This is a genomic window from Shewanella oneidensis MR-1 (assembly GCF_000146165.2).
GTDB lineage: Bacteria > Pseudomonadota > Gammaproteobacteria > Enterobacterales > Shewanellaceae > Shewanella > Shewanella oneidensis.
Map to the genome: position 1 here is coordinate 2,238,296 of NC_004347.2, position 15,175 is coordinate 2,253,470.

13 protein-coding genes are annotated in these 15,175 nt (G+C 42.5%); 11 read left to right on the forward strand and 2 right to left on the reverse strand.

Features of this window, described 5'->3' with window-relative positions; translation table 11 throughout:
* Positions 1–9 precede the first annotated feature (9 nt).
* The 3 genes from SO_RS09810 (at position 10) to SO_RS09820 (ending at position 3,721) form a co-directional block, all read left to right on the forward strand.
* Positions 10–846 carry a hypothetical protein gene (locus SO_RS09810; RefSeq protein WP_164925687.1) on the forward strand — a complete coding sequence of 279 codons (837 nt, stop codon included), beginning with the start codon at positions 10–12 and terminating at the stop codon, positions 844–846.
* 26 nt (positions 847–872) lie between these two features.
* The gene (locus SO_RS09815; protein WP_164925688.1) at positions 873–2,507 is read left to right on the forward strand and encodes a sacsin N-terminal ATP-binding-like domain-containing protein; all 1,635 of its coding nucleotides are present in this window, start codon (positions 873–875) and stop codon (positions 2,505–2,507) included.
* Positions 2,508–2,561: 54 nt separating this feature from the next.
* A protein-coding gene (locus tag SO_RS09820; protein ID WP_141135407.1) for an IS3-like element ISSod1 family transposase occupies positions 2,562–3,721 on the forward strand; the annotation gives its coding sequence in 2 pieces (ribosomal slippage) (positions 2,562–2,811 and positions 2,811–3,721; 1,161 coding nt in all).
* Between the two features lie 214 nt (positions 3,722–3,935).
* Here the strand turns inward: SO_RS09820 and adhE are convergent.
* On the reverse strand, positions 3,936–6,536 hold the full coding sequence (gene adhE / locus SO_RS09825; RefSeq protein ID WP_011072193.1) for a bifunctional acetaldehyde-CoA/alcohol dehydrogenase: 2,601 nt from the start codon (positions 6,534–6,536) through the stop codon (positions 3,936–3,938).
* Between the two features lie 315 nt (positions 6,537–6,851).
* On the opposite strand from adhE, the gene SO_RS09830 reads away from it, so the two are divergent.
* The 8 genes from SO_RS09830 to SO_RS09865 all read left to right on the forward strand — a co-directional run bounded on the left by SO_RS09830 (position 6,852) and on the right by SO_RS09865 (position 14,781).
* The gene (locus SO_RS09830) at positions 6,852–7,484 is read left to right on the forward strand and encodes a YchE family NAAT transporter (RefSeq protein ID WP_011072194.1); all 633 of its coding nucleotides are present in this window, start codon (positions 6,852–6,854) and stop codon (positions 7,482–7,484) included.
* A gap of 249 nt (positions 7,485–7,733) precedes the next feature.
* Positions 7,734–8,024: a methyl-accepting chemotaxis protein gene (locus tag SO_RS09835; RefSeq protein WP_238560575.1), complete on the forward strand. Its 291-nt coding sequence runs from the start codon at positions 7,734–7,736 to the stop codon at positions 8,022–8,024.
* Positions 8,025–8,554: 530 nt separating this feature from the next.
* On the forward strand, positions 8,555–8,716 hold the full coding sequence (locus SO_RS09840; RefSeq protein WP_164925689.1) for a hypothetical protein: 162 nt from the start codon (positions 8,555–8,557) through the stop codon (positions 8,714–8,716).
* A gap of 95 nt (positions 8,717–8,811) precedes the next feature.
* A complete protein-coding gene (locus SO_RS09845; RefSeq protein WP_011072195.1) occupies positions 8,812–9,843 on the forward strand; it encodes an IS630-like element ISSod16 family transposase in 1,032 nt (343 codons plus the stop codon).
* Positions 9,844–9,867: 24 nt separating this feature from the next.
* The gene (gad, locus tag SO_RS09850) at positions 9,868–11,100 is read left to right on the forward strand and encodes a glutamate decarboxylase (RefSeq protein ID WP_164925690.1); all 1,233 of its coding nucleotides are present in this window, start codon (positions 9,868–9,870) and stop codon (positions 11,098–11,100) included.
* A gap of 51 nt (positions 11,101–11,151) precedes the next feature.
* Positions 11,152–12,840: an aspartate-alanine antiporter gene (aspT, locus tag SO_RS09855; RefSeq protein WP_011072196.1), complete on the forward strand. Its 1,689-nt coding sequence runs from the start codon at positions 11,152–11,154 to the stop codon at positions 12,838–12,840.
* 467 nt (positions 12,841–13,307) lie between these two features.
* Positions 13,308–13,853, forward strand: a complete 546-nt coding sequence (locus SO_RS09860) for a heme NO-binding domain-containing protein (RefSeq protein WP_011072197.1) — start codon at positions 13,308–13,310, stop codon at positions 13,851–13,853.
* Complete coding sequence (locus tag SO_RS09865) at positions 13,846–14,781, forward strand: sensor histidine kinase (protein WP_011072198.1); 936 nt, start codon at positions 13,846–13,848, stop codon at positions 14,779–14,781. Before SO_RS09860 ends, SO_RS09865 begins: the two co-directional genes overlap by 8 nt.
* On the opposite strand, the gene SO_RS09870 is transcribed toward SO_RS09865, so the two are convergent.
* On the reverse strand, positions 14,778–15,140 hold the full coding sequence (locus SO_RS09870) for a hypothetical protein (RefSeq protein WP_405130454.1): 363 nt from the start codon (positions 15,138–15,140) through the stop codon (positions 14,778–14,780). The genes SO_RS09865 and SO_RS09870 overlap by 4 nt on opposite strands.
* Positions 15,141–15,175 lie beyond the last annotated feature (35 nt).

Here is a 15,175-nt window from a genome sequence, read left to right on the forward strand (position 1 = left end):
AAGTGTCCGATGGGATTAGACCAGAACATAGCTGCTCTGCAAGCTGTGCTAAATGCAGGAAACATTTTATCTGAAACAGGTTATTCCTATCACGAGTATATAGAGCGAAATGGTTTAGACAAAGCAGATGATGAGCTAGCATTATTTCGTTCAGCTGATAACTTAAATCCTAATATTTACCTAGACTTATTTCTAAAACAAAGAGATAGTATAGGTCATAATGAACTGCCTTTGTTTAAGACAGGCGAGCTTATAGATGGCCATTTACCAGAGAGATTAACTTTGGTTGAAAGAAATGCAGTCATAATTAAAAAAGCGATATCTCTCGCTCACTCTAAACGAATGTCTCCATATCAAACTATGCTTGAACTGATGGATTGGATATATGATGAATATATGTTCTCAGCACCATCGTTTCACTTTTTATCTGTTTATTTTAGTAGCTGGAAAATTTCAAAAATGCTCAAATCTCATGGGCATAAAGATCTCAGAAACGCGATATGGGATATTTCTTTCATTCAACTTCTCCTTAAATACTGTCGTGAAGACAACGACTCTGTTTGGTTATTTAGTTCATTTGATAAAGCAATTCATTCCATTGTTGACCTCACATTCATCAGAAGGGAAGAAGATGAAAGCATGTATATGTATAGGCTTGAAAATTCATATGCATCTATGTGGGGAAAGAAAAATGGTTACGGTAAAAAGTTGTTAAGTAAGTTCATAAAAATAAGTGAAAATGGCGATGACCCTAAGAGGAAGATGAATGTGTTTAATGGTGATGCTAATTACGAATTGAGTTTAAGAACTAGGGTTCAAAAGGAATATGAAGAGGCTATATCTTGAACAATTTTACGGTAGTTAAATCATTCATGGATAACAGTAAAAACATTAAAGAAGGCATAGTGGCAGAAATTACTCGTCGAAAAGAGGTTTATAAGAAATCTCCCGCTGATATGGTTTCTGCATTTAATCGCGAAATAGAAACTGAAAAGGAGTATAACGGCAGGCAATTATTAGAACTTCTTCAAAATGCAGATGATGAAAACTCAGAAGAAGTTTATATCGAGCTTGATACTGAAAGAGCTGTTTTAAGCATCAATAATCGTGGCATCAATTGTTCTTCGTTTAGTGCTGACGGTGTTCGATCTCTCATGATTTCAAATTTGAGCACTAAATTATCAAAAAAATACATAGGGAACAAAGGTCTAGGGTTTCGTTCGATAATTAGTTGGAGTAAACATATTTCTATTAGAAGTAACGATTTGAAGTTAGACTTTTCAAATGAAGTCGTAAATGAAATCTTCAATGAGTTATTCTCTTTGGAAGAGAGAGCTGCTATTAGAAAGGCACAAAACTTACCTGATTCTGTCTGTCCAATTCCATTTTTATCCGTTCCAAAAATAAGCGATAATAATAATCAGGATTGGAATACTTCAATTGAGATACATTATAAAGTTGGTTTTTTAAGTGATATTAAAAAGCAGATAGGTGAACTAAAAAACGAGATATTACTTTTTCTAAATTCAATCAAAACTCTTACTGTTATCATTGATGGGGAATGTGTTAAGTCGATAAATAAAGAAGAACTTAGCAAAAAGTGGGATGTTTTTGAACGAAAGGGGAGCATCCCTGATGAATTGTGGGATAAAGAAAATGTAGAGGAGTTTTTTGATTTGAAAATAGCTCTTCAAGATAATTTGTCTTGCGATATTCGAGAGGTATTTGCTTACTTTCCTACTAAATTAGTTGTTGATTTCCCTTTTGTTATTCATGGTACCTTCGAATTAAACAGCTCCAGAAATGAGATCAATGACAGTGTGAAAAACCGATTTATTTTAAAAGAGCTAGTAAATTTAATTATTGATACAGCAAAATCCTTGACGGAAGGCAATATTAGCTACAAAGCAATAGAGCTATTATCATATAATAGCCCTAATAACATTCTGATGGAGTTAGGGTTCTATGATGCTATTGATGAGGCGATCAGCTCATTAGAGGTGTTTCCTTGCGTTGACGGAACTTATAGAAAAAAATCAGATGTTATATTTATAGATGCGCTTGCTAATTTTGTTTGCTCTATTAACCAAGAGTTAATCTTTGAAAACCTATTAATTCCATTAGATGGCACTGTTAACCTTTCTAATTTTAATTTAAATGGAATTGTAGATACTGAAAAATTAAAAGTATTAAGTGAAAATATAGATGATATAGAAGATAGAGCTTCTATGATTCATATGATTTACCATACTTTTAAACATGAGGAGAAATTAGAGTTTCTGATCGACTCAAGCGGTTCGTTGATTTCTCTTGATGATGAAGTATATACGCCTTCATCTGTAGACATTAGTATACCTGATTATGTCAGTATCAAGTTTATTCATAGTGATTTATTTGAATTGCTGATCAAAAAATTTGAGATTGATTCGAATGAAAAAGCTCGTGAATTACAGAGAACTTTGAGACTAATCACAAATATTCAACAATATCAGATTGTTCTGGTCTAATCCCATCGGACACTTAATTTTGAGACAGTATGGTCAATAAATTAAGAGGTCTATATGAGTCTGAAAAAATCACATAAGAGTTATCCGCAGGCATTTAAAGATGAAGCCGTCTTGATGGTGCTGGAGCAAGGTTATAGCGTTGCCGATGCGGCAAAGTCTCTTGGAGTTAGCACGAGCCTGCTTTACAACTGGAAGGAAAAACACGAAGCCCTGCAACAAGGCATCACCTTAGAAGAGTCTGAGCGTGATGAGTTGAAGCGATTGCGTAGAGAAAACAAAGAATTACGCATGGAGAAAGAAATTCTAAAAAAGGCAAGCGCCTTCTTTGCGAGAGAAATGAAGTAAGATTTCGTTTCATCAAACTGCAATCTCACCTGTTTCCCATAACACTGTTATGTCGAGTAATGAGTGTCAGTAAGTCAGGCTATTACGATTGGCATAAACGCCCTGCAAACGTGATAAGCGTTGAAACACTGAAGCTTTATCGCCTTGTTCGACAGCTATTTAAGCAAAGTCGAGGCAGCTTAGGGAATCGTGAAATGGTGAAGAAATTGCGCAAGGAAGGCTACCAGGTTGGTCGCTATCTCGTTCGTAAAATTATGCACCGCCTTCGACTCAAAGCAACCCAGCGATGTGCTTACAAGGTGACGACACAGCGAAAACACTCAGATGCAGTGGCTGATAACCTGTTAAACATGAACTTTAATCCAGTATCGGCTAATCAGGTCTGGGCGGGTGACGTGACCTATTTAAAGACGGGTGAAGGCTGGATGTACTTAGCTGTGGTGATGGATTTATATTCACGCCGGATTGTGGGATGGCGCATAGACAAACGCATGACCACAGATTTGATATCCAAGGCATTAATAAAAGCCTACAACCTGCGACAACCAGCGCGAGGGCTGGTATTTCACAGTGACCGAGGCTCGCAATATACCAGTAAACAATTCGGTAGGCTGCTATCGAGCTATGGTATCCGAGCCAGCATGGGTGATGTGGGTGCGTGTTGGGATAATGCCGTTGTTGAGCGATTCTTTGGTAGCTTGAAACACGATTGGATTTTTAAAGTTGCTCAACCAACAAGGGAGTTTATGAAGCAAGATGTGACGGCTTACATCAAATATTACAACTTGGAGCGACTTCATTCTGCTAATAACGATCTGTCACCTGTAGAGTTTGAGAATTCTCAAGTAAAAGTGTCCAGTTTGGGTTGACCAGTACACCCATTCAAAGCAATTTGGGGCATAAACATTGTAGAAAAGGCAGCGTACCGATGAGAACGCTGCCTTTTTAGTATGATATTTTAATGCTCAGTATGATTCTTTATTCCTTGGTATAAAACTTTATTACTCTCCTACCAAAGCCCTCAAATGAGGGCTTTTGCATTTAATGCTTTTCTTGTTTCCTAAGCACTATCCCTACTAAACATTATTGTTCGGTAAAAGGGCGGCCGTAGTAGCTGTCTAGTAGTAGCTGTTTTAGCTCGCTAATTAACGGATAGCGAGGATTTGCACCGGTACATTGGTCATCGAAGGCATCCTCGGCAAGCATATCTAACTTGGCGAGGAAGTCGGCTTCATTAACACCGGCTTCTTGGATTGACGCAGGAATGCCCAGCGTCTTCTTGAGCTGCTCGATTTTCTCCAGCAATTTTTCAACTTTTTGTGCATCTGAGTTGCCGCCTAAGGCTAAATGATCGGCAATGGCCGCGTAACGACACAGGGCTTTAGGTCTGTCGTATTGACTGAATGCGGCTTGCTTAGTGGGTAAGTCGGTCGCATTAAAGCGGATCACGTTACTGATCAGCAGCGCGTTAGCCAGTCCATGGGCTAAGTGGAACTCGGCGCCCAGCTTGTGGGCCATAGAGTGGCAGATCCCAAGGAAGGCGTTAGCAAAGGCGATACCAGCGATGGTTGCGCCATTGTGGACTTTCTCTCGGGCGATGGGGGATGCAGCGCCGAGCTGATAGGCATCTGGCAGATATTTGCACAGCAGATCGAGTGCTTGCAGGGCTTGACCATCGCTGTACTCGTTCGCCATCACGCTAACATAGGCTTCGAGCGCGTGGGTGATTGCATCGATGCCCCCGAAAGCGGTTAAGGATTTAGGCATATCCATCACCAGATTCGGGTCAACAATGGCCATGTTAGGGGTGAGTTGATAGTCGGCAATGGGATATTTTTTGCCGGTTTGTTCATCGGTCACTACGGCGAAGGGGGTGACCTCAGAACCTGTACCCGATGTCGTAGGAATCGCGACCATGGTAGCTTTTACGCCCATTTTAGGAAATTTATAGATACGTTTACGGATATCCATAAAACGCAGGGCTAAATCGGCAAAGTCGACATCGGGATGCTCGTACATCACCCAAATAATCTTGGCCGCATCCATAGGTGAGCCACCACCTAAGGCAATAATCACATCGGGTTTAAAGCTATTGGCCACTTTAGCGCCTTGGCGCACGGTGGCCAGAGTGGGGTCAGCTTCAACTTCGTAAAACACTTCGGTTTCTAAACCCTGTGCCTTAAGGATTTTTAAGGTTTCATCGCAATAACCTTGGTTGAACAGAAATGGGTCGGTCACTATCAGTGCGCGTTTCTTATCACTCAGTTCTTCCAGCGCAATCGGTAAACTGCCACGGCGGAAGTAGATAGATGAAGGAAGCTTGTGCCACAGCATGTTTTCAGCCCTCTTAGCGACGGTTTTCTTGTTAATCAAATGACTTGGACCGACGTTTTCAGAAATCGAGTTTCCGCCCCAAGAGCCGCAACCTAAGGTGAGCGAGGGGGCTAGTTTAAAGTTGTACAGATCGCCGATCCCACCCTGAGAGGCTGGGGTATTGATCAAAATGCGTGCGGTTTTCATTCTAAAACCAAAGGATTTGACCCGTTCGGTTTGGGTGTCTTGGTCGGTATACAGGCCAGATGTATGGCCTATGCCACCTAAGGCGACCAGTGTTTCAGCCTTATCGACGGCGTCATTAAAATCAGCGGCGCGGTACATGCCGAGTAAAGGTGAAAGTTTTTCGTGGGCAAAGGCTTCTGTCTCACTAATATCGGTGACTTCACCAATCAATACCTTAGTGGTGTGGGGGACTTCAATTCCCGCCATTTGCGCTATGGTCGCAGCACTTTGGCCGACGATATCGGCATTTAAACCGCCATTTTTAAGGATAACCTGTTGCATAGCTTCAGTTTGCGCCGCATTTAAGAGATAACCGCCATGGGTCGCAAAGCGCTCTTTAACTTGCTCGTAGATGCTGTCGACCACAATTACCGCTTGCTCCGAGGCACACACAACGCCGTTATCGAAGGTTTTAGACATCAGAATCGAGCTCACTGCGCGTTTAATGTCGGCGGTTTCATCAATCACAATTGGGGTGTTACCTGCGCCGACACCAATGGCGGGTTTACCTGAAGAATAGGCCGCTTTCACCATACCTGGGCCGCCTGTGGCGAGGATAAGATTCACTTTAGGGTGCGTCATTAGCTGGTTTGAGAGCGCAACACTAGGCTCATCAATCCAACCGATAATATCTTTGGGTGCGCCTGCGGCAATGGCCGCATCTAACACCAGTTTGGCCGCAGTGGTGGTCGAGACTTTTGCCCTTGGGTGAGGGGAGAAAATAATTGCATTGCGGGTTTTAAGGCTGATGAGTGCCTTAAAGATGGCAGTGGACGTTGGATTAGTAGTGGGGACGATACCGCAGATAATGCCAACGGGCTCGGCAATAGTGATTGTGCCGAAAGTAGGATCTTCGGATAAAATCCCACAGGTCTTTTCATCCTTGTACTTGTTGTAAATATACTCGGAGGCAAAGTGGTTTTTAATCACTTTGTCTTCAATCACCCCCATTCTAGTTTCGGCAGCGGCCATTTTTGCCAGTGAAATCCGTGCATCTGCTGCGGCGAGAGCGGCGGCACGGAAAATCGCATCAACTTGTGCTTGGCTAAAACTGGCATATTCGGCTTGCGCTCTGGCTACGCGCTCGACCATGAGATCCAGTTTTTGGGCATTCGTTACTGTCATGATAAGACTCCTAAAAAGATTTAGGGAATGCACGATTCGCTAAATCTTCTTTATGGTGAAAAATTACACCTAAAGCCTAAGGTAAAGTGTGATCTTCCTGCCAACTCAGCGTTGTTGTGTAATAAAAATACGTCAATTGCGATCTTATGTGACCTTCTTGCGTAAAATTAGCGGAGTACCGCCAACAAATATTAGTCAAACTTGTGATTAAACCTCAAAAATCTCATTTTTCAGTCATCTGTGCTTAAGCTACTATACTTGCCCTTACGGTTAGTTTGATGAAATTGGCGTGACACGCTCAATAAGGATTGCAACTTGGAGTTAACTCTTTACGTTAAATTTTTTCTTGGCCTCGTTGCCATTATCAACCCCATTGGTCTGCTGCCAGTGTTTGTGAGCTTAACTAGCCATCAAACCGAAGCTGAGCGCAACCACACAGGTAAAGTGGCGAACTTTGCGGTGGTGGTGATCCTGCTGGTGACAATCGTGGCGGGACAACATATTTTGAATATGTTTAGTATTTCACTCTCGGCCTTTAGAATTGCGGGGGGCACGCTGATCGCGATTATTGCGATGTCGATGTTGCAGGGTAAATTGGGTGAAGTAAAACGCAACCAAGAGGAAGATCGTGAATCCTCAGCCATGGAGTCGGTGGCCGTGGTGCCGTTGGCACTGCCATTAATGGCAGGCCCTGGGGCTATCAGCTCTGTGATCGTGTTTGCTGCTGAGCATAATTCGTTATCCAATTTTATTGCGATGTTTATTACCGTGATTATTTTTGGATTGGTGAGTTTTGGCCTGTTTAGAATGGCGTCCATTATCTATAAAATTTTGGGTAAAACAGGGATTAACGTTATTACTCGTCTAATGGGGCTATTAATGCTCTCGATTGGTATCGAAGTCATTGCCGCTGGTATCAAAGGGCTATTCCCACAACTTTTTAGCTAATGGTTTGAAAGCGGGAGGAAGTGTCCTCCCGCATGCTGCACCATCCATTTTTCTTTATTCAAAAGTTCCAAATTCTTTCTTTAATCATTGGTAATACCAGCTTAAAGCAAAAATTGCTTGTGATTGTATTGCCCCTATTAATTCGCGTGTTTTATATGGCGCGATATTTCTTATCGAAAATAAATATCGTTAATAACTCGTTGTGATGCTTAGCGAACTCGATAGGGAATTACATTGTGGTTGTGTTAGATGCGATCAACGGTATTACGGCAACCTAATCTGTTGTCACTTAACGCCGCAATTGAAGCCGCCAGAAAGGGTGAAATCGAGAGGGGATTTGTTTTGGTTGAGACTGAGGGGAGAAGCTTAGTGAAACGTTCGCAAACATCGATTTCAGATATCAAAAATATGACTGACAGATTGAACTTCAGTGCAAGTTTAGCGGTAAAATCAGTGGATTGCGGATTTCCATCGAATTATGAACAGCCTCTGGTCGGGTTGAATTGTTTTATGTTAACCGGATGTGGTTTTGATAATTAATATTGCGACCTTTTTATGATTTCAGTCTTGATAAATATTAGGTAATAATATTTTACGCTATTTTATTTGAAATATATAAGTAATTTTACTTGGTAAAGTTTGACGTTATTTTCTTAGCTGCAGTCTAAGATAGTTTTATATATCCAATGATTTAAATATCACCATCATAAGCAAGTAAAGTACTTTTCCTTGCTAACATCTGAATGTTAGCTCTCCTAATCTTACACCGTGAACTACGGTAAATGCATGTCTGAGTTATTCGTCATTCATGGAACTGCGCAAGAGTTAATAAAGTAATGCCGTAAAAACAAGATGGGTTAGCGTGTTTATGTTGTTTCATATGAGCCACTATGAGCGAGTCATCAGTATGCTACCGCACAGATAAAGATCATGGATAACGTTATCTTTACACTTTCCAAGTGTTGTAGGCATTTTAATAATGCAGTTGTTATTCCTTATACAGCTAATTATTAAAAACGTTTTTTATGTGCAGCTCCATGCTAAAAAGTGTGGAGGAAAAGGAGTTATGTATGGCTATTTTTTCTCGCAAATCTGAAGTATCCGACGTGTATGGTTCGGTTTCTGCTGCTTCAACGTTGGATAAATATATTATGCCTGAAAAAGGTATGGTTCCCGATGTCGCTTACAATTTGGTGAAAGATGAATTAATGCTAGATGGAAACGCTAAATAGCTGTTCCAAATAGTAGATCAAAGGAAGGGAACTCAGTCCTGTTTGAGCGATCTGATCTATCGCCAAACAAACCCACCACTCGCCGAGGACTGAGAATGGCCATCTTACCACCACTTTGTCGCGCAGAGCGCAAACAACTACAGAAATTGCTCCATAAAACCAAGGATAAGCATTTCGCCCGACGTCTTATCGCTATGCTGATGCTGCATCAAGGGCAGTCGATTACCGACGTTCATCATGCTACTGGTGCTGCACGCTCCAGTATTGGTCGTTGGTTAGCTTGGTACACCGAAAGCGGCGTTGATGGGCTTAAATCCCTGACGCTGGGACGGCCAGCAATCTTACCCATAGACCCCATATTGCTCTGTCTATCTTTGCTTATTCAGCTATGCCCACAGGACTTTGGCTATCAACGTAGCCGCTGGAGCAGCGAACTGCTTGCCATGGTGATTAATGCACAGCTTAAACTCAGCATCGCTGCATCAACCGTCCATCGATTACTACCCAAGGCGGGAATTGTCTGGCGCCGCTCAGCTCCGACATTGCGTATCAAAGACCCACACCAAGATGAGAAAATGGCCGAGATAAATCAGGCTCTTGAGCAGTGTTGCGTCGAACATCCGGTTTTCTATGAAGATGAAGTGGACATCGACTTGAACCCAAAAATCGGGGCAGATTGGATGCCAAAAGGTCAGCAAAAACGCGTTGTCACCCCAGGCAACAACCGTAAGCATTACATAGCAGGAGCCCTGCATGCCAGCACCGGAAAAGTGCTTTATGTGAGCAGCGATAGCAAAGCGTCAGAGCTGTTTATTGCCATGTTGGAGAAGCTTAAGCGTCATTACCGCAAAGCCAAAACCATCACGCTCATCCTAGACAATTACATTATTCATAAGAGCCGTAAGACCGTTGCTTGGCTCAAGCACAACCCCAAATTCAGATTATTGTTTCAACCGGTATACTCGCCGTGGGTCAACAAGATAGAGCGCTTGTGGCTCGCACTGCATGAAACGGTAACCCGCAATCACGCTTGCAGGAACATGCGGGAACTGCTTGGCATGGTATGGCATTTTATGGGAACCGTTTCCCCATTTCCTGGCTCCGGACACGGCACCGCGAAAATGTAGCAGTATTCGGATCAGCTATTTAGGATGAACCTTGCGACGTTTTGCCAAACTTGGATGGAGCCGAATGTGCATAAAATTATGGATGAATGCATAGACAAAAATATGATCGACAAGGATGAGTATCCGGCCACGGCAGAGATTGAAAACCGTTGCGTGCATATGCTGGCGCAACTTTGGAGTTCACCACAAGCTAAAAATACTGCGGGTTGTTCTACCACTGGCTCTAGCGAAGCGGCAATGCTTGGTGGCTTAGCAATGAAATTTCGTTGGCGTAATCTGCGCCAAAAAGAAAACAAAGCTTACGATAAGCCCAATATTGTGACTGGGCCTGTGCAAGTTTGTTGGCATAAGTTTGCGCGCTATTTTGACGTGGAATTACGCGAGGTGCCCATAACAAAAGATAGGCTTGGACTGGACGGTACAATACTGGCTCGGTATGTGGACGAAAACACGATTGGTGTGGTGCCTACATTTGGTGTGACGTTTACCTGCCACTATGAACCAGTTGAAGAAATTTGCGCAGCATTGGACACCATTCAAAAAGAGAAAGGTTGGGATATACCGGTGCATGTCGATGCGGCCTCTGGTGGATTTTTGGCACCGTTTGTCCACCCTGAACTTGTATGGGATTTCCGTTTGCCACGGGTTTTGTCAATTAATGCTTCTGGCCATAAGTATGGTCTCGCTCCCCTTGGCGTCGGTTGGGTTATCTGGCGTGACTGCAACGATTTACCGGAGGAATTGATCTTTTGGGTAAACTATCTGGGTGGCAATATGGCGACCTTTGCGCTCAATTTCTCAAGGCCTGGAGGTCAAATAGTCGCGCAATATTATCTATTAAACCGTTTGGGTAAGAACGGCTATGCTGAAATTTGTAATAATCTTTATAAGAGCGCTGAGATTATTGCCAAAGGTATTGAATCATTTAAGGATTTTAACATTTTTTTTGCCGGAGATTCTCAGAAGGGAATACCTGCGTTGTCTTGGACGCTAAATAACGATATTACAGAATATAGCCTTTATGATTTGTCAGATCGTATGCGCATGCGTGGATGGCAGGTTTCAGCCTACTCAATGCCTCCCGATATTCAAGAAACTGTTGTTATGCGTGTTGTCTTACGCCATGGTTTTAGCGTTGATATGGCTTCGGCGTTCCTCGAACATGTAAGACTTTGTCTGGAATACTTTAAAAAGCATCCCATTTCCATTGTTCAGACTTCGTCTGAATTTAAACAGTTTCAGCATAGCGGACGCTAATTTAGCATAGTGAATGGGGATAGAATTCCATTCACTTTTTGGAGTTATCTGATGAACTGGTTAAAAACAACGTTGCAAATTTACCCTGAAATTGCCGTCTTTCTTTCTTTGGCAATCGGATATTGGGTTGGCAACAAAACTTTTAAAGGATTTTCCTTGGGGGCGGTGACAGCAACGCTTTTAGCTGCTGTCGTCATTGGCCAGTTTGATATAACACTTTCATCCAATGTAAAAAGTATCTTTTTTCTGATGTTTCTTTTTGCCGTTGGTTATGGAATTGGTCCGCAATTTGTTCAAGGCATTGCTAAAGATGGCTTGCCGCAAGCCTTATTTGCGGTGGTTGCGTGTCTTTTTTCGTTATTATTTCCTATTCTTTGCGCAAAAATAGCGGGTTATGATCTTGGGGCGACGGCTGGATTTTTTGCGGGCACACAAACTATTTCTGCCTCAATGGGATTGGCGACAGACGCCATTGTGCATCTCGATTTACCCGCCGAAGAGAGTAAGAAAATGTTTTCTGTAATACCTGTTGCCTATGCCGTTACCTATATTTTTGGCACGGTTGGATCCGCAATTGTTCTCGCGCAAATAATCCCAAAGCTTCTGCGTATTGATTTGGAGGCTGCGTGTAAAGATTATATGGCGAAAAATGGTGGAACAACCGAAAACGCACGCGGAGAATGGCACACTTACGCACTGCGTTCTTATAAGCTTACTGAGAAAAATCGGGCTGTCGGTATGACTATCCATGAATTTGAAGCGCAATTTCCTCATCGCAAAGTGTTTGTTGAAGGACTTAGGCATGAAGGCAAAGTGATTGATACCGATCCAAACTCGAAACTTTCAACGGGCGATATTATTGCTGTCGGTGGCGAGTATGATGCTTTTGTTGAGTTCTTTGATCACCCTGATTCCTTTGATGAAACCCAAGATAGTGAGTTGTTGAATCAACCTGTGCTGGGTGTCGACGTGTATGTCACATCGCGAGGAATTAACGGAAAGACATTGGCAGAATTAGGAAAAACGACAAGCTCCCATGGCATTTTTTTACGCAAAATCAAGCGTGGACCGAAAGCCATTGAAATTCCCATCCTGCCACAAACCCGTTTATTCCGAGGTGATATATTAACCTTGAGTGGATTAACCAAAGATGTTGAACGAGTCACCAAACAGCTTGGCGTTATTGATCAGCGTGGAAACTCGATGGACGTGGCTTTTTGGGCCTTTGCTATTGTCATTGGTGCGTTACTCGGTTCCTTGGTGTTTAAAATTGGAAACCTGCCATTAACCTTATCAACTGCAGGCGGTGTTTTAATTGCAGGTTTGATTTTTAGCTGGGTGCGTTCCTTTCATCCGACTTTCGGCTGGGTACCAGAACCGACAGTTTGGTTTATGAACTCCGTCGGTCTCAATGTTTTTATCGCTGCGATAGGTATAAGTGCTGGGCCAAACTTCGTGGCCGGACTTAAAGAGTTAGGTTTTAGCCTTTTCCTCTGGGGGGTAGTGGCAACCACCTTACCTCTGTTTTTTGCTGCGTTAGTTGGTAAATATGTTTTTAAGTTTCATCCCGCTATTCTGTTAGGGTGCTGTGCCGGGGCTAGAACGACTACAGCATCTTTGGGCATGATTAACGAAAAGGCCAAAAGCAATATCCCAAGTTTAGGTTATACAATCACTTATGCTGTGGGTAATACTTTACTCACGATGTGGGGCCTAGTGTTGATCCTGATCCTTACCTAAAGGGATGTTTTTTACGCCATGTGTTTTTTGTTTATGGCTTGATTCATCAACACAAAATAGCCTCTTGGCAAGAAGCCTTGATGTGTATTGGTTAACCTTCTACAACGCGTTGTTGAAATTAAACAAGGACGTTCTTTGCCGCGCGATAGAAGTCAGATAAGTCTCGAGCTGTCTCATTCACTCCCTCCCTTTTTAACATCCATCCCTACCGTTATTACATTCATCGTCTATTTACATCATCGCTCAAGGCCATTACCCGCAGGTGAGTAAGCTTAGGTCTAGCTTACGGTTTATCGTGATTAAATCGCGCTATGCCTTTGGTTTTATTTTCTTTTTCAGTGCCATATAAAAAATACTGGTGAACATTGAGATTGGCTGCTAATACTTTATAGGTAATGTATAGGACAAATGTGACACGTTCATGGACTGAGCCAGTCAGTTTGACGTGGTAACCCTATGAGGTGCTTATGAAAGGAATTATTTTTAATGTGCTGGAAGATATGGTCGTAGCCCAGTGCGGAATGTCAGTTTGGAACGAACTATTGGAAAAACATGCTCCTAAGGATCGCGTGTATGTGTCAGCCAAAAGCTATGCTGAGTCTGAGTTATTTAGCATTGTTCAGGATGTAGCACAGCGGCTTAATATGCCGATACAGGATGTAGTCAAAGCATTTGGGCAGTTTCTTTTTAATGGGCTAGCCTCCCGTCATACCGATGTTGTAGACAAGTTTGACGATTTTACCTCCTTAGTCATGGGGATCCATGATGTGATCCATTTAGAGGTGAATAAGCTATACCATGAGCCTTCGTTGCCGCACATTAATGGACAGTTATTACCGAACAATCAAATTGCGTTAAGGTATTCATCCCCCCGTCGGTTATGTTTTTGCGCAGAGGGACTGTTATTTGGTGCTGCGCAGCATTTTCAGCAAAAGATCCAGATTAGCCATGACACTTGCATGCATACTGGTGCCGATCATTGTATGTTAATCATCGAGTTACAAAATGACTGACAGCGAAAATCCCTATTATGTAGCCTATTTGCGGGAAAAAAAGGCCAGACAGGAAGTGGAGCAGCTACTTGAGGACAGTACCCGTCAACTCTATGAGAAAAATGTGTTGTTGCAACAACAAATCGATCTGATTAAGCAGCAACAGCAATCAATGATCCAGCAGGAAAAATTGGCTTCTCTTGGTACAGTTGCCGCTGGCGTCGCCCATGAAATTAATAATCCGCTTGCCTATATTCTCTCCAATGTCAGGAGCTTAATCAGCTATGCTCAGGACTTATTGGCAAGCATGGACGAAGGCGATAAGCAACAGATTGATCAGGCTAAGTTGCAGTTTATCAAGGAGGATCTGCCTGAACTGGCAAGTGATACTTGCCAAGGTTTAATGCGTATTAAGGATATCGTTAACCATTTACTCTTTTTTGCACGAACAGATTCGACAGGTAAATCTGTTATTCAATTAGTCGATGCCTTAGAATTTTCCCTTAAATTGTTGCGACCAATGCTTAACAATGTTTTGATAAAAAAAGAAATTTCCCATGTTCCTATGATTTTATTTAATGTAGGCGAACTCAATCAGGTCTTAATGAATATTATCGTTAATGCTTATCAGGCTTGCGATGTGGTCAGCGATAGACCCTCTGAAATACGGCTTAAGCTCACTCAATCCGATACCAACATTTGCTTAACGGTTGTCGATAATGGTTGCGGTATGGATGAGTATACCCTGGGGAGAATGTTTGATGCTTTCTACACCACTAAGCCTGTTGGGACTGGGACGGGAGTCGGCATGTCGATTGTGTTACAAATTCTTCGCCAGCACGATTGCACGATTGAAGTGAAATCCGAGCCAGATAATGGGACTGAGGTGATGATTCTTTTTCCAATAGATCCTCAAGCTGTTTATATGACTTCTAGCTCGATAACCTAGATAGGATAGTTCAAATCCAAATTGATCCTTAGCCCTAATTGATAGGCATGATCCTGCATAAGATGAGTCATCAACTCGATATCCTGCAACTGTGATAGCGTAATTGGGCGGGCTTCCCATCTTGGGGCGTGGCCAGCATCATTCAAATGAGCAAGATACACGCGCAGTTGACTTTGATGCAGGGTAAAAAAACGCATATTACAATGTTCAGAGATCGACAAATAAGGTTCAAAATCAAGCTGATAAACTTGCATATCATCAAATTCAGACCAACGAATATAGCGAGTGCTTTCATAGCAGATTGCGGCTAGTGTAGCCTCTGGCTTGATGGTATCAAATAAATTGATAACATCTTGCATGTGCCGCAGTGTAATTATGGGTTTATCTTTCACAC

Excerpts from the sequence above, each read along its gene's own strand:
- SO_RS09845 (WP_011072195.1), top strand. The coding sequence starts at position 8,812 with ATGGCCATCTTACCACCACTTTGTCGCGCAGAGCGCAAACAACTACAG.
- SO_RS09815 (WP_164925688.1), top strand. The coding sequence starts at position 873 with ATGGATAACAGTAAAAACATTAAAGAAGGCATAGTGGCAGAAATTACT.
- gad (WP_164925690.1), top strand. The coding sequence starts at position 9,868 with ATGAACCTTGCGACGTTTTGCCAAACTTGGATGGAGCCGAATGTGCAT.
- SO_RS09865 (WP_011072198.1), top strand. The coding sequence starts at position 13,846 with ATGACTGACAGCGAAAATCCCTATTATGTAGCCTATTTGCGGGAAAAA.
- SO_RS09860 (WP_011072197.1), top strand. The coding sequence starts at position 13,308 with ATGAAAGGAATTATTTTTAATGTGCTGGAAGATATGGTCGTAGCCCAG.
- aspT (WP_011072196.1), top strand. The coding sequence starts at position 11,152 with ATGAACTGGTTAAAAACAACGTTGCAAATTTACCCTGAAATTGCCGTC.
- SO_RS09810 (WP_164925687.1), top strand. The coding sequence starts at position 10 with ATGGGATTAGACCAGAACATAGCTGCTCTGCAAGCTGTGCTAAATGCA.
- SO_RS09840 (WP_164925689.1), top strand. The coding sequence starts at position 8,555 with ATGGCTATTTTTTCTCGCAAATCTGAAGTATCCGACGTGTATGGTTCG.
- SO_RS09870 (WP_405130454.1), bottom strand. The coding sequence starts at position 15,140 with ATGCAAGATGTTATCAATTTATTTGATACCATCAAGCCAGAGGCTACA.
- adhE (WP_011072193.1), bottom strand. The coding sequence starts at position 6,536 with ATGACAGTAACGAATGCCCAAAAACTGGATCTCATGGTCGAGCGCGTA.
- SO_RS09835 (WP_238560575.1), top strand. The coding sequence starts at position 7,734 with ATGCGATCAACGGTATTACGGCAACCTAATCTGTTGTCACTTAACGCC.